The organism is Kribbella solani, assembly GCF_014205295.1.
In the GTDB taxonomy this organism is placed as follows: Bacteria; Actinomycetota; Actinomycetes; order Propionibacteriales; family Kribbellaceae; genus Kribbella; species Kribbella solani.
The window spans coordinates 2,693,456-2,706,696 of record NZ_JACHNF010000001.1 but is presented as its reverse complement, the minus strand read 5'-3'; the positions used below and the strand labels follow the sequence as shown (position 1 = coordinate 2,706,696).

General features: G+C 70.1%; 14 protein-coding genes. 8 read left to right on the top strand and 6 right to left on the bottom strand.

The genetic code is table 11. From position 1 onward, the window contains the following. Nucleotides 1–33: 33 nt before the first annotated feature. From HDA44_RS12145 to HDA44_RS12125, 5 genes are all read right to left on the bottom strand, one after another. Complete coding sequence (locus HDA44_RS12145; RefSeq protein WP_184833860.1) at nucleotides 34–666, bottom strand: response regulator; 633 nt, start codon at nucleotides 664–666, stop codon at nucleotides 34–36. Next, on the bottom strand, nucleotides 659–1,894 hold the full coding sequence (locus HDA44_RS38490; RefSeq protein WP_184833858.1) for a histidine kinase: 1,236 nt from the start codon (nucleotides 1,892–1,894) through the stop codon (nucleotides 659–661). The genes HDA44_RS12145 and HDA44_RS38490 overlap by 8 nt, the downstream gene beginning before the upstream one ends. A gap of 25 nt (nucleotides 1,895–1,919) precedes the next feature. Further along, nucleotides 1,920–2,693 carry an ABC transporter permease gene (locus HDA44_RS12135; RefSeq protein WP_184833856.1) on the bottom strand — a complete coding sequence of 258 codons (774 nt, stop codon included), beginning with the start codon at nucleotides 2,691–2,693 and terminating at the stop codon, nucleotides 1,920–1,922. Further along, a complete protein-coding gene (locus tag HDA44_RS12130; RefSeq protein ID WP_184833854.1) occupies nucleotides 2,690–3,622 on the bottom strand; it encodes an ABC transporter ATP-binding protein in 933 nt (310 codons plus the stop codon). The genes HDA44_RS12135 and HDA44_RS12130 overlap by 4 nt, the downstream gene beginning before the upstream one ends. Before the next feature lie 107 nt (nucleotides 3,623–3,729). Continuing rightward, the gene (locus HDA44_RS12125) at nucleotides 3,730–5,529 is read right to left on the bottom strand and encodes an AMP-dependent synthetase/ligase (protein WP_184833852.1); all 1,800 of its coding nucleotides are present in this window, start codon (nucleotides 5,527–5,529) and stop codon (nucleotides 3,730–3,732) included. Nucleotides 5,530–5,634: 105 nt separating this feature from the next. Here HDA44_RS12125 and HDA44_RS12120 point away from each other — a divergent pair, with 105 nt between their 5' ends. From HDA44_RS12120 to HDA44_RS12090, 7 genes are all read left to right on the top strand, one after another. Further along, on the top strand, nucleotides 5,635–6,114 hold the full coding sequence (locus HDA44_RS12120; RefSeq protein ID WP_184833850.1) for a polyketide cyclase / dehydrase and lipid transport: 480 nt from the start codon (nucleotides 5,635–5,637) through the stop codon (nucleotides 6,112–6,114). An 11-nt stretch (nucleotides 6,115–6,125) separates the two neighbouring features. Further along, nucleotides 6,126–6,566 (top strand): SRPBCC family protein, encoded by a 441-nt coding sequence (locus HDA44_RS12115; RefSeq protein WP_184833849.1) that lies wholly within the window; start codon nucleotides 6,126–6,128, stop codon nucleotides 6,564–6,566. A gap of 7 nt (nucleotides 6,567–6,573) precedes the next feature. Further along, the gene (locus tag HDA44_RS12110; protein ID WP_184833847.1) at nucleotides 6,574–7,893 is read left to right on the top strand and encodes a TRC40/GET3/ArsA family transport-energizing ATPase; all 1,320 of its coding nucleotides are present in this window, start codon (nucleotides 6,574–6,576) and stop codon (nucleotides 7,891–7,893) included. After that, nucleotides 7,890–8,306 carry a hypothetical protein gene (locus tag HDA44_RS12105; RefSeq protein ID WP_184833845.1) on the top strand — a complete coding sequence of 139 codons (417 nt, stop codon included), beginning with the start codon at nucleotides 7,890–7,892 and terminating at the stop codon, nucleotides 8,304–8,306. Before HDA44_RS12110 ends, HDA44_RS12105 begins: the two co-directional genes overlap by 4 nt. Next, complete coding sequence (locus HDA44_RS12100) at nucleotides 8,297–9,271, top strand: ROK family glucokinase (RefSeq protein WP_184833843.1); 975 nt, start codon at nucleotides 8,297–8,299, stop codon at nucleotides 9,269–9,271. The genes HDA44_RS12105 and HDA44_RS12100 overlap by 10 nt, the downstream gene beginning before the upstream one ends. 115 nt (nucleotides 9,272–9,386) lie before the next feature. Further along, nucleotides 9,387–10,529, top strand: coding sequence for an ROK family glucokinase (locus HDA44_RS12095; RefSeq protein WP_184833841.1), 1,143 nt, complete (start codon nucleotides 9,387–9,389; stop codon nucleotides 10,527–10,529). Continuing rightward, complete coding sequence (locus HDA44_RS12090; RefSeq protein WP_184833838.1) at nucleotides 10,526–11,332, top strand: endonuclease/exonuclease/phosphatase family protein; 807 nt, start codon at nucleotides 10,526–10,528, stop codon at nucleotides 11,330–11,332. The genes HDA44_RS12095 and HDA44_RS12090 overlap by 4 nt, the downstream gene beginning before the upstream one ends. On the opposite strand, the gene HDA44_RS12085 is transcribed toward HDA44_RS12090, so the two are convergent. Then, a complete protein-coding gene (locus HDA44_RS12085; RefSeq protein ID WP_337905883.1) occupies nucleotides 11,310–12,062 on the bottom strand; it encodes an enoyl-CoA hydratase-related protein in 753 nt (250 codons plus the stop codon). The genes HDA44_RS12090 and HDA44_RS12085 overlap by 23 nt on opposite strands. 99 nt (nucleotides 12,063–12,161) lie before the next feature. Here HDA44_RS12085 and HDA44_RS12080 point away from each other — a divergent pair, with 99 nt between their 5' ends. Next, nucleotides 12,162–13,142, top strand: a complete 981-nt coding sequence (locus HDA44_RS12080; RefSeq protein ID WP_184833833.1) for a hypothetical protein — start codon at nucleotides 12,162–12,164, stop codon at nucleotides 13,140–13,142. Nucleotides 13,143–13,241: the final 99 nt, after the last annotated feature.

Sequence of the window (13,241 nt, the reverse complement as noted above, 5' to 3'; positions counted from 1 at the left end):
TGCCCGGCACCTAACCCGGCAGTTGGCCCGATGTCAGTCCCGGCCGAGGATGCCCTGGTCGTAGCCCTTGGCGACAGCGGCCGCGCGGTCGGTCACCCCGAGCTTGGTGAACACATGACTGAGATGTGTCTTCACCGTCGCCTCGCTGATGAACAGCTCGCGCGCGATGTCCCGGTTCGACGTCCCCTTCGCGACCAGCTCCAGCACCTGACGCTCACGAGCAGCCAACGGACTGGGCGCCGGCGACCGAACCGCCGACACCAGCCGCGACGCGACAGCGGGGGAGAGCACCGTCCGCCCGGCCGCCGCCTGGCGCACCGCGTTGAACAGGTCCTCCTGCGGCGCATCCTTGAGCAGGTACCCGGTGGCGCCGGCCTCGATCGCGGGCAACGTGTCGGTGTCGGTGTCCCACGTGGTCAGGACCAGAACCTTCGACCGCAGGCCCCGGCGGCCCAGCTCGGTGATCGCGTCGAGACCGCCGCCACCCGGCATCCGCAGGTCCATCAAGATCACGTCCGGGTCCAGCTCCGCGGCCAGCTCGACCGCCTCGACCCCGTTCGACGCCTCCGCGAGTACGGCGAAGCCGGGGGTCGACTCGAACATGCCGCGCAGGCCGTTCCGGACCACTGGGTGGTCGTCGACGAGTAGCAGTGAGATCTCAGGCATGGAGCACCAACGGTACGCGAGCCGACACGGCCGTACCGAAGCCTGGTTCGGCTTCGATGGTGAGGGAGCCGGCGATCCGCTCGGCCCGGGCGCGCATCCCCTCCAGGCCGAACCCGCCGGTACCCGACCGGGCCGGCAGCGCCAGCGGGTCGAAGCCCTTGCCGTCGTCGCGAATGTCCACCGTCACCTCGCTGTCCATGAAGCTGAGCGTCACGCCGACGCGGGTCGCCGCCGCGTGCTTCGAAACGTTCGCCAGCGCCTCCTGGGTGATCCGCAGGATGGTCGCCGCGAACTCACCGTGCAGATGCTGCGCCGTACCGGTCAGGGTGAACTCGGCCGGCACACCGGTACGCTCCGACCACTGGTCGACGGTCTTGCGCAGCGCCTCCGGCAGACCGTCGTACGACAGGCCGGCCGGCGCCAGGTTCTGCACCGAGCGGCGGGCCTCCCCGAGACTGTGCCGGGCCAGATCGCTGGCGCGGCCGACATGGTCCTGGATGGTTGCCGGGTCGGACGTGTTCGCCACCACCTGGAGCTGGGCGATGATGCCGGTCAGGCCCTGCGCGATGGTGTCGTGGATCTCCGCGGCCAGCCGCCGCCGCTCGTCCGCGATCCCGGCCTCGCGGGCCTGGACCAGGAGCTGAGCCTGCAGCGCGGCGTTCTCCTCGTGCGCCTGCTCCAGCTCGGCGATGGTCGTGGCTCGTGCTTCCGACCGGGCCGCCTGCTGATCGGCGAAATGTTTCATCACCGTCAGCAGGAGGTTGTTGGCAATCAGCAGGCCGGCGAACACCAGCCAGCCGGTCCCGCTGTGGAACGGCACACCACCGGTTTGTGCCATCGCCACCGGGATCGTGCAGGCGAACAACGCCAGCCGTTTCCGCCGCCGGCCGGGGATCGTCTCGTCAGTGTCGAAGTACCCGGCCACGACGTAGAACGAGAAGAAGCCGTTCAGGACCGTCAGCGCTGAGGCGATCGCCCAGCGCACCACGAAGTACGTCACCGAGACGGCGTTCGGGCCGCGGTGCAGGCGGCCGCTCCAGCTCCACCACAACTGGATCGCGAGCGCCGCGACCACCAGCACGGCCGCCGCCACCCGCTGGCCGGTCCACGGCGTGAGCAGCTCGGCCGTCGCGGCCGCTAGTAAGGAGCCGAGACCGAGCAGGAAGTACGGCGCCCAGCGGTGGAAGGCCGCCTCGCGCCGGTCCAGCTCGTTGTCGGCCGTCGTCACCCGCCCAGTGTGCACGAAGCCGTTCCTACTCCCACCGGAACCACCGTGCGGCCGCTGCCGACAGGACGACCGTCCAGGCGGCCAGTACGCCGAGGTGCGACCAGTCCGGCCAATGCCCGGCCGCGGCCTGGTCGAGCGCCCGCGACGCGGCACCGAACGGCAGCAGCACGACGATCTCGCGCAGTACGTGTGGCATCGACTGCACCGGAACCCACAGACCGGCTGAGAACAGGCTCGGGAAGAACACCACCATGCCGATGGCGGTCGCGAGCCGGGCAGTCGGGGCGAGTGCCGACACCAGCGCGCCGAGGGCGAGCGCGGCGGCGGCGGTGAGGAGCAGCGCCAGCACGTACCCGGCGAGCTGATCGGGGAGGTGTACGTCGAACGCGAGCCGGCCGATGGTCAGGCAGAGCAGCGCCGACACGAGCCCGGCCGCGCCGTTCAGTCCCATCTGCGCGGTCAGCAGCGCGGACGGCCGGACCGGGGTCGCGGACATCCGGCGCAGGATGCCGCGTTCGCGATACCCGGTGATGATCGGCGGCATCGCCTGCAGCCCGGTAACAATCTGCGCGACCAGCACGAGCACCGGCACGTACACGTCGATCATCCGGACGCCGAGGTCCGCGTTGACCTGCCGGAAGCTCGGGATCGACCCGAGAATCACCAGCAGCAACGGCGGAAACCCGAGCACCCAGAACAGCGTGCCGGGCTCGCGGAGCAACAACCGCGTCTCGGTGCGCAACACGGCAAGCCGCGGCGACGGGCGGCGTACGGGCGCGGTGCTGGCGAGCGTACTCATTTGGTGGCTCCGGTCAGGTCGAGGAAGGCATCGTCGAGAGTCGCGTCCGTGACGCGGAGTTGATGCGCGGTGATGCGATGGCGAGCGAGCAACGACAGCAGCGCGGTGACGGTTTCGTCGGAGCCGCCGAGGGTGAGGCGGCCGTCCTTGTCCTCGATCGAGGCGAGCGCCGGCAACGCGGCCAGGTCCTCGTCGTCCAGCGGTGCCGACGGGGTGAACGAGATGATCGTCGCGCCCGCCGTCCGGCTGATCAGGCCCTGCGGGGTGTCCAGCGCGGTGATCCGGCCCCTGTCGATCAGCGCGATCCGGTCGCACAGCCGCTGCGCTTCCGCCATGAAATGGGTGACCAGCAGGACCGTGACCCCGCGGTCGCGGATGTCCTCCACGATCTCCCAGGTGTCGCGCCGGGCGCGCGGGTCGAGGCCGGTGGTCAACTCGTCCAGCACGACCACTCGCGGGTTGCCGATCAATGCGAGCGCGATGAACAGGCGCTGCTTCTGGCCACCGCTCAGTACGCCGAATCGCGTCTTCAGGTGACTCGTCAGGCCGAGGCGTTCGGCCAGCGGCCGCCAGTCCGCCGGGTTCGGGTACAAGGCCGCGTACAGCTCCAGCGCCTCCCGGACAGTGAGCTTCGCCTGCAGCTCACTCTCCTGCAACTGGGCGCCGAGCACCTGGGTGACCGCGGCGTGGTCCGCGACCGGGTCCAGCCCGGCAACCCGGATCCGCCCGCCGTCGGGAATCCGCAGCCCTTCGACGCATTCGACCGTGGTCGTCTTCCCGGCCCCGTTCGGCCCGAGAATCCCGAAGATCTCGCCTTCGTCCACGGCGAACGAAACCTCGTCCACGACGACCCTGTCGCCGTACGCCTTGCGCAACCCGCTGACTTCGACGATCGGCCCACGTCCGCCGGCCCCGAGACTCTTGATCATGCCAACAGCCTCGCCGACCAGGCCGCCTGCTCACATCGCCCAACCAGCCCATCTCGTCATCAACCATTCGGCTGATGCCGGGCCTCCGCCTACTTGGCGTACCGGGCCTACTTGGCGTACAGGGCCTCGACGTCGGGTTCGTGGTTCTTCATCACCACGTGCCGGCGCAGGGAGAGTTTGAGGGAGAGCTCGCCGGATTCCTGCGTCCAGTCGGTCGGGAGGACGGCGAACTTTTTGATCGCCTCGGCGTGCGACACCGAGTTGTTGGCCTCGTCGATCGCCTTCTGTACCTCGGCAAGCAGGTCCGGGTCCTTGGTCAGCGACGCGACGTCGGTCGGCTTGCCGCGTTCGGTCGCCCACGGCACCACGGTCTCCGGGTCGATCGTGATCAGCGCGGCGATGAACGGCTTGCCGTCGCCGACGACCATGCACTGGCTGATCAGCGGGTGCAGCCGGATCTGGTCCTCGAGCAGCGTCGGCGCGACGTTCTTGCCGCCTGCCGTCACCAGGATCTCCTTCTTCCGGCCGGTGATCCGGATGAATCCGTCGACGTCGAACTCGCCCAGGTCGCCGCTGTGGAACCAGCCGTCGGCGTCGATCGTGGCAGCCGTCGCCTCGTCGTTCTTCCAGTACCCGGGCATCACCTGGCCGCCCTTGAACAGCAGTTCGCCGTCGTCCGCGACCGCGACGGTGACGCCGGGAAGCGGCCGGCCGACGGTACCGATCCGGATGTCGTCAGGCAGGTTCACCGACACCGCGGCGGTGGTCTCGGTCAGCCCGTACCCCTCGAGTACGGGTACGCCGATGCCGCGGAAGAAGTGGCCGAGTTTGTCGCCGAGCGGCGCGCCGCCGGACACCGAGTACTGCACCTGGCCGCCGAGGACCGCGCGCAGCTTGCCGAACACCAACCGGTCGAACAGCAGGTGCTTGGCCTTCAGGCCGAACGACGGGCCGCCCTTGTCCAGCGCCTGCGAGTACGCGATCGCGGTCTCCGCGGCGGCGTCGAAGATCTTGCCCTTGCCGTCCGCGTGTGCCTTCTGCGCGGCCGAGTTGTACACCTTCTCGAACACCCGCGGCACGCTCAGGATGAACGTCGGCCGGAACGCGCCCAGGTCGTCGACCAGGTTCTTCACGTCCGCGCTGTGGGCGACCTTGACCCGCTTCATCACGCAGCCGACCTGGATGATCCGGGCGAACACGTGCGCGAGCGGCAGGAACAGCAACGTGCTGGCGCCGGTGGTGTCGAAGAGGTTGTCCAGGATCTTGACGGCCGGGTTGAGCTCTTCCATGAAGTTCGCGTGGGTGAGCCGGCAGCCCTTCGGCCGGCCGGTCGTGCCGGAGGTGTAGATCAGCGTGGCCAGATCGTCCGGAGTGACCGCGGACCGGCGCTTGTCGAACTCGGCGTCGGTGATCTCCTGACCCAGCGCGGTCAGTTCGTCGACCGCGCCCGCCTCGATCTGCCAGACCTCCCGCAGCGCCGGCGACTCGGTCCGGGCGGACTCCACCACCGCGCCGTGGGTCGCGTTCTCGACCACGGCGACGACTGCCTCGGAGTCGCTCAGAATCCACTGCACCTGCGAGGGCGAGGAGGTCTCGTAGATCGGTACGGTGACCGCGCCGATGCTCCAGATCGCGTAGTCGATCAGCGTCCACTCGTACCGGGTCGGGCTGAGCAGGGCGACCCGCTCGCCGTGCTTGACCCCGGCCGCCATCAGGCCCTTGGCGACGCCGGTGACCTGCTCGGCGAACTCGGCGGCCGTGACGTCGGTCCAGGTCGCGCCCGAACCGGCCCCGGTCCGGCGGCTGAACACCGCGGTGCCAGGATGGGAGGACGCGTTCGCCCACACCGGGTCGCTCAAGCTACCGGCGGGCGGCTCGGTCACTGCAGGAACGGTGTACTCACGCATCCGCGTCTCCTCAGTCGGTCACGAATTGTCGACTTCCGGCGCACGCTACAGTCACCTACCCACAAGTAGCCAGGTTTATGTGACCCAGGGAACTAGGTTCTAGCCATGCCCACGCTCGACATCAGTTGCGACGACTTCGTCGTTGCTGATCCAGCCTACGTCGCCGAGCGGCTCGGTACGGACACCCTGTGGCGTGAATGGTGGCCGGAACTCACCCTGACCCCCACCGAGCGGCGTGGCGCGAAGGGGGTGCGGTGGGCCGTCACGGGCGCCGCGATCGGTACGGCCGAGTGGTGGCTGGAGCCGGTCCGCGACGGCGTGGTCGTGCACTGGTACCTGCGGGTCGACCCGGCCAGGCCGGTCCGTGGGCGGGCGCTGGCCCGGCTGAAGGAACGGTACGTCGCGGCGTACCGGGAGCGGATCTGGCGGTTCAAGGACGCGGCCGAAGCGGGCCGGGCGGCAGGCGAACGCCGTGTCCAAGCCGATCCCGCGATAGTCTCCGGGGAGGGCAGTACGCCCGGCGCGCAGGAGTTACCAGGTAAGACAACAGGCCCGGCCAACACGCACAGCAGTCGTCCCAGCTAAGAGGTGAATTGATGGCGGAACAGACCACCTCGACGATCGTCGTGAACGCGACCCCCAAAGAGATCATGGCGGTGATCGCGGACTTCGCGGCGTACCCGGAGTGGGCCGATTCGATGCGGGAGACCGAGGTGCTGTCCACCGACGAGGCCGGCCGGCCCAATCGGGTACGGTTCAAGGTCGACGCCGGGGCGATCTCCGACGAGTACACGCTGGCCTACGTCTGGTCCCGGAACGAGGTGACCTGGACGCTGGTCGAGGCGAAGATGGTGAAGGGGATGGACGGCGCGTATGTGCTCCGCGACCTGGGCACGGAGAACGGTGGGGGGACCGAGGTGACGTACCGGCTGGCGGTGGACGTGGCGATCCCGATGATCGGCATGCTGAAACGCAAGGCAGAAAAGGTAATCATCGACACCGCCCTGAAGGGCCTCAAGAAGCGCGTCGAGTCGTGAGTGTCCGGTGACACGGGTTCTGCTGTACACGGGTAAAGGCGGCGTCGGGAAGACCACTTCGGCCGCGGGGACCGCGACGCTGGCGGCGTTGCGGGGGTTGCGGACGCTGGTGCTGTCGACGGACGCGGCGCATTCGCTGTCGGACGCGTTCGACTCGCAGGTCGGGCCGGAGCCGACCGAGATCGACGATCTGCTGTTCGTCCAGCAGATCGACGCGCAGCGCAAGTTCGAGCGGTCCTGGGGCGACATCCAGGCGTACCTGCGGTCGGTGCTGCACATGGTCGGGGTGGACCCGATCGAGGCCGAGGAGCTGACCGTACTGCCCGGCGCCGCGGAGGTGCTCGCGCTGCTCGAGGTTCGCGACCACGTCCGGTCCGGCCGCTGGGACGTGATCGTGGTCGACTGCGCGCCGACCGCGGAGACGCTGCGGCTGCTCGCGCTGCCCGAGGCCCTGAACTGGTACCTGGACCGGATCTTCAACGCCGAGCGGAAGATGATGCGGACGTTCCGGCCGTTCCTGAGCCGCGGGTCGAGTCTCCCGATGCCGGACGACACCGTCTTCGACGCGCTCCGCCGGCTGCAGAACGATCTCGCCGACATCCGTACGCTGCTGGCCGGGCCGGACGCCTCGGTGCGGCTGGTGCTGACGCCGGAGGCGGTCGTGGTGGCCGAGGCGCGGCGGTCGCTGACCCGCCTGTCCCTGTACGGCTACCGCGTCGACGGCGTCGTGGCGAACCGGGTGTTCCCGGCCGCCGGCGCCGACACCTGGCGCCGGCAGTGGGTCGCCGCGCAGCGCGGCATCCTCGAAGAAGTGGCGGACTCGTTCCGCCCACTGCCGATCTGGGAGTCGCCGTACCGGGTCTGTGAGCCGGTCGGCGTCGAGGAGCTGGCCGCGTTCGCGGTCGAGATGTACGGCGGTGACGACCCGTTCGCGCGGGCCACCGACGAAACTTCGCTCTGGGTCGACCGGCACATCGACACCGACGGGCGGACGTACACGCTGACGATGCCGTTGCCCTTGGCATCGGCCGACGAGCTGGAGCTGGCCCGGCATGGCGACGAGCTGATCATCACGGTCGGCTCGTACCGGCGGGTGCTGCCGCTGCCGGCGGCGCTGGCGCGCGGTGTGGTCGCGGGCGCCCGGCTGGACGACGGCCGCCTGCAGGTCCGGTTCGCGCCACGTGAGACAGCGCGTCCCGTACCGGCGGCCGAGGTGCCGAGCGGAGCGGGTCCGCTGGAGTCGGCGCAGGAGCTGGCGCAGGGCCTGACCGCCGAGTACCACGAACAGCTGGCCCGCCGTGAAGCCGCGCTCGGGAAGGCTCCATGAGTAAAGAGCCAGTGGGTTCGTTGGCGGAAGAGGCCGCGAAGCTGTTCGCGGTGCTGCAGAACGCGGCGAGCGACGCGCCGGCGGAGCACGACGACCCGCCGGAGCCCAGCCACAAGCCGGAGGACCGGCCCGAGGACCCGCATGAGCACAAGCTGGGGCCGGACTGTGTCTGGTGCCCGGTCTGTCAGCTCATCCACAAGGTACGGAACACCAGCCCGGAGACGATCGAGCAGCTGACCACCGCTGCCGCGCACGTCCTGGGCTCGGTCAGATCTCTGCTCGAGGCCGCCGCGGACGCGGCCCGGCAGGCGCGGGAGGACGCAGCGTCGCGATCCTCGCCACCAGACGAGGAACCGGCCCGGTCCCGGGTGGACCGGATCGACGTGAGTGAGGACCCCGAACCATGGGACTGACGATCGGCATCGATGTCGGCGGTACGAAGATCGCGGCCGGCGTGGTCGGCGAGGACGGCCGGATCGGCGTCCGGACGCACCGCGACACCCCGGCGAGCTCGGTGGACGCGACCGCGGACGCGATCTGCGACGCGGCCGCCGAACTGATCGCCGGCCACGACGTGGAAGCGGTCGGGATCGGCGCCGCCGGGTTCGTCTCCGCGGACCGCTCGACCGTACTGTTCGCGCCGAACCTGGCCTGGCGGGACGAGCCGCTGGGCGCCCGGGTGGCGGCGAAACTGAACGTTCCGGTCGTGGTCGAGAACGACGCGAACGCGGCCGCCTGGGGCGAGTTCGCGTTCGGCGCGGCCAAGAACGTCGAGCACATGGTGTGCATCACTGTCGGTACGGGCATCGGTGGCGGCGTGGTGATCGACGGTGAGCTGCTGCGCGGCGCGCACGGTGTCGCGGCCGAGCTCGGGCACATGCGCGTCGTACCCGGCGGGCATCGCTGCGGGTGCGGAGCGCGCGGCTGCCTGGAGCAGTACGCGTCCGGTACGGCGCTGGTCCGTGAAGGCCGCGCCCAGGCCGAATCGGGATCGCTGGCGGCCGCGCAGATGCTGAGCGTGTGCGGGATCTCCGACCCGGCGCAACTGACCGGACCGATGATCACCGAGGCCGCGATGGCCGGCGACCCGTGCGCGGTCGAGCTGCTCGAGGATCTGGGCCGCTGGCTCGGCGAGGGGCTGGCCAGCCTGGCGACCATGTTCGACCCGACCCAGATCGTCATCGGCGGCGGGGTCAGCGCGGCGAAGGGACTGCTGATGAAGTCGGCGCAGGCAGCGTTCGAGAAGAACCTGCCGGCCAGGTCGAACCGGCCACACGCCGAGTTCACCCTCGCCGAACTCGGCAACGACGCCGGCCTGATCGGCGCCGCCGACCTGGCCCGCCACCCAGCCGCCACCACCCCGGAGCCCCACCAGTGACCTCCGCCTTCCCGGTTCTGTCCCGGGAGCGGGCGGTGCTGTGGTCGCGGAGGGTGACGCGGGATACTGGGGTTGTTTCGGCGGGGGCCGGGAGTGGTGCGAGGAAGGTCGAACCTTGGCTCTGACGCAGGCTTTGACGATCGGGATCGACATCGGCGGCACCAAGGTCGCCGCCGGCGTGGTCGACCCGGAGGGCAACATCCTTGACCGGTTGCGCCGGGACACGCCGACCAAGGACCCGAAGGAGACCGAGGACGCGATCGCCGAGATCGTCCACGACCTGGAGTCCCGGCACGACGTGATCGCGGTCGGGATCGGCGCCGCCGGGTTCGTCGACGGGACCAGGTCGTCGGTGCTGTTCGCGCCGCACCTCGCCTGGCGGCACGAACCGCTCCGGGACGCGGTCGAGCGCCGGCTCGGGCTGCCGGTAGTGGTCGAGAACGACGCGAACGCGGCCGCCTGGTCGGAGTGGCGGTTCGGTGGCGGCCAGGGCGAGAGCCACCTGGTCTGTGTCACCCTCGGGACCGGCATCGGTGGCGCGATCCTGAACGACGGCGCGCTGCAGCGTGGGAAGTTCGGGATCGCGGGCGAGTTCGGGCACATGCAGGTGGTGCCTGGCGGGCATCGGTGCGAATGCGGGAACCGGGGCTGCTGGGAGCAGTACGCGTCGGGTAACGCGCTGACCCGGGAGGCGCGCGAGCTGGCGCTGTCCGGGTCGCCGGTGGCGCACAACCTGATGCGGGCGGCCGACGGTGACCCGCGGAACATCAACGGCCCGATGGTGACCGAGCTGGCGAAGGACGGCGATCCGGTCGCGGTCGAGCTGCTCGAGGACGTCGGGCGCTGGCTCGGGATCGGGCTGGCGAATCTCGCCGCCGCGCTGGACCCGGGGACGTTCGTGATCGGTGGTGGGGTGTCGGACGCGGGTGAGTTGCTGCTGGCGCCGGCGCGGGAGGCGTTCAAGCGGACGCTGACCGGGCGCGGGTTCCGGCCGGAGGCGCGGATCGTGCGCGCGGTGCTCGGTCCCGAGGCCGGGATGGTCGGCGCGGCCGATCTGGCCCGCGAGGAGGCGACCTGGTTGCGGCGTGTCCGGGTCAAGACGACCGCGGTCACGGCGAAGACGGCCGCGGCCCGAGGCCGGTCCACCCGGACGGAACGCGCTGCCCGGAAGAGCACCGGACGGCGTACGGGCATGCGTGCCGCCACCCAGGAAGCCGACCTGCACCCAGCCGACGCCAACGCCGACAACGAAGCATGACAGCAACACCCGAGGGGGAAGGGCTGCCGCCAAATACACCCAAGGGAAAAGAGCGGGTGGAGCCGCGGGGTGGGTTTCGGGTTTTGTCGTACAACGTGCATCGGTGGGGGGATGATCGGGTTGCGTTGGAGCGGGTGGTTCGGGGGTGCCGGCCGGATGTGATGTTGGTGCAGGAGGCGCCGACCTGGTGGGGGACGCGGCGGAAGCGGCGGGCGATGGCGGCGAGCTTCGGGATGCGGTACGTGGCGGCGTCCGCGCGGAACGCGATCCTGGTTGCCGACGGCATCGAACTGACCGGCATCCGCGGCCGCCGTACCTGGCGCCCGTTCGTCCGCCGCCGGCTCGACTTCATCGCCACCCAGCTCCCCGGCGGCACGGTCGGCGGCGTCGTACACCTCGGCTCGACCCGCGTGGCGGTGGTCGTCTGCCACCTCGGCCTGCACCCCCGCGGCCGCATCCACGAACTAGCCCAGATACTGAGCTTGTGCAACTCCTTCGGCACGCCCTACCTACTGACCGGCGACCTGAACGAAGAACCCGACGGCCCGATCTGGAAACGCCTCGCCGAGGAAGGCCTGACCGACCTCGGCGCCGACGCCGGCCCGACCTTCAACTCCAGCACCCCGTACAAACGCATCGACGGCGCCCTGCTCAGCACCGGCCCGACCCGGACCAGCAGCCGGAACGCGTTACCACCGCTGACCGCCCGCCTCCGCCACGTCCCGGCCACCCGCGAGGATCTGGCTGCTGCCTCCGACCACCTCCCGATGCTGGTCGAACTCAGCCTTTCTGCTTCCGATTGAGGAAGGAAAGCATGGCTTCCTGAGCGGCAGGGGAGCCGAACAGCCCGGCCGACAGCTCGGCGAGGTCGTTGCCACGGGCATCGATGTCGGCAAGCAGCGTACGGTTCAGCAGCTTCTTGGTCTCCCGCAACCCCTGCGGAACGCCCTTCAGGAGGGATTCCAGCACCGTACCGACGGCGGTGCCGAGCTCAGCGTCGGGCACGGTGAGCGTGACCAGGCCGAGGCGCGCCGCCTCCAGAGCGTCGAACGCGTTGCCGGTGAGGAACGTGTACGCGGCCGCGCGATCGGTCAGCCGCGGTAGTACGGTCAGCGAGATCGTCGCCGCCGCGAGCCCCAGCCGGACCTCCGTCAACGCGAACGACGCGCTCTCACCGGCCACGCTGACGTCGGCCGCCGCGACGATCCCGATCCCACCGGCGCGGACGGGACCGGCGACCCGCGCGACCACCGGCTTCGGGTTCGCCACGATCGCCCGCTGGACGTCGACCATCCGCCGCGCGCCGACGCTCATCCCGACCGTGGTCGCCTCGGACAGGTCGGCGCCCGAACAGAACACCTCCAGCGCGGACCGCACCACGATCACCCGCACCGCGTCGTCCGTACCCGCCGTCTCCAGGTGCGCGAGCAGCTCACCGGTCAGTTGCTGCGAGAGGGCGTTCTTGTTGTGCGGCGAGTTGAGCGTGATCGTCGCCACGCCGTCGGCCACCACCAGCTGCACGAGTTCGGTCATGAGCCCCATCCAACACCCACCACCCGTCGCCCCACATCCCTGGACCCCTTCCGTCACTAGGATCGTCGCGCTCGAGCCAAAACCCCTGCGAGGAGACCGATGATCGACCTGAGCGACTCCAACGCCTGGCATACGGTCAAGCTCGTTCCGCCGCTGACCGGCGCGCAACTCATCGCCGCGTCGAAGGCTGTCAGCGAGAAGTCCGGCGATGAGCACTACCAGGACGACGCCTATCACGACCGCTACCTCAGTACGGTCGGCCGCGCCTCCAGGAATCTCGAGCGCAACGTGGTGCTCGCCGAGGACCTCGCGCGGCCGTACGTGGAGTGGGACAAGACGTATGAGTCGGTTCTGGCCGTGCAGCACCAGCTGCCTGGACCGGAGATCCGGCCGCAAGGCGCCGTCGATCTGGAGAACGTGGTTCGTTCGCTGAAGGACTACGGCACCGAGCTGCAGCGCGAGGCGGCGGTGGCGGCTGGGCGTGGCTCGGAGCGGGAGCTCGGCGTACGGCCGGTGGTGCTCGGTGAGTCGGCCACTCGTCAGCCGGTGACGTTCGACCGGCCGACGATGGGGCGGGACGTGATCGCCGCGGTCGAGGCGTCCTGTGTAAAGGACGAGATGTACGGCACGGACTTCTACCAGGCGGAGACATCCGACGGTACGACGTCCGGGGTGGTTGTCGGGCAGAGCTCCGGGCTGGAACAGCACAGTCTGGTGGTGGTACCGGTCGGTGGTGCCGGCATGATCGATCCGAACCTCGCGTACGACGAGGTGATCGTCGCGAAGCACCACAACCCGGTACCTGGGCAGATGCGTTTCCCGGCGATCCCCGGCCCCGACCAGGAGGCCGCGGCGGTCGGCGAGTTCGCCAACCGCCTCGACCGGAACGTCCGCCGCGAGCAACAACTCGCCGACGCCGGCCGCACGGCCCGGAACCCGACCCGAAGCGCCTCCGCCCGCCAGTCCGGTCCCGCCGAGAGCCGCGGCGACGACGAACCCGCGAACAGCCGCGGCGAAGCACCTCCCGGACCACCGCGTGGCCACACCCACCGTCCAGGCAACAACCTGAGCCGCGGCTGACGCCGGCGCTGCTCATCGTTCGGCGACCCGCGCGAGACGCTGTCGCTGGTGGGGGAGCTGGTGCACCGCACGGCCGGTGTGCCGCGCGACCCTGACGCC

Bases quoted from the DNA above. Each gene is read 5' to 3' on its own strand.
- HDA44_RS12135 (WP_184833856.1), bottom strand. From the start codon at position 2,693: ATGAGTACGCTCGCCAGCACCGCGCCCGTACGCCGCCCGTCGCCGCGG.
- HDA44_RS12085 (WP_337905883.1), bottom strand. From the start codon at position 12,062: ATGACCGAACTCGTGCAGCTGGTGGTGGCCGACGGCGTGGCGACGATC.
- HDA44_RS12125 (WP_184833852.1), bottom strand. From the start codon at position 5,529: ATGCGTGAGTACACCGTTCCTGCAGTGACCGAGCCGCCCGCCGGTAGC.
- HDA44_RS12130 (WP_184833854.1), bottom strand. From the start codon at position 3,622: ATGATCAAGAGTCTCGGGGCCGGCGGACGTGGGCCGATCGTCGAAGTC.
- HDA44_RS12145 (WP_184833860.1), bottom strand. From the start codon at position 666: ATGCCTGAGATCTCACTGCTACTCGTCGACGACCACCCAGTGGTCCGG.
- HDA44_RS12115 (WP_184833849.1), top strand. From the start codon at position 6,126: ATGGCGGAACAGACCACCTCGACGATCGTCGTGAACGCGACCCCCAAA.
- HDA44_RS12105 (WP_184833845.1), top strand. From the start codon at position 7,890: ATGAGTAAAGAGCCAGTGGGTTCGTTGGCGGAAGAGGCCGCGAAGCTG.
- HDA44_RS12120 (WP_184833850.1), top strand. From the start codon at position 5,635: ATGCCCACGCTCGACATCAGTTGCGACGACTTCGTCGTTGCTGATCCA.
- HDA44_RS12090 (WP_184833838.1), top strand. From the start codon at position 10,526: ATGACAGCAACACCCGAGGGGGAAGGGCTGCCGCCAAATACACCCAAG.
- HDA44_RS12100 (WP_184833843.1), top strand. From the start codon at position 8,297: ATGGGACTGACGATCGGCATCGATGTCGGCGGTACGAAGATCGCGGCC.
- HDA44_RS12080 (WP_184833833.1), top strand. From the start codon at position 12,162: ATGATCGACCTGAGCGACTCCAACGCCTGGCATACGGTCAAGCTCGTT.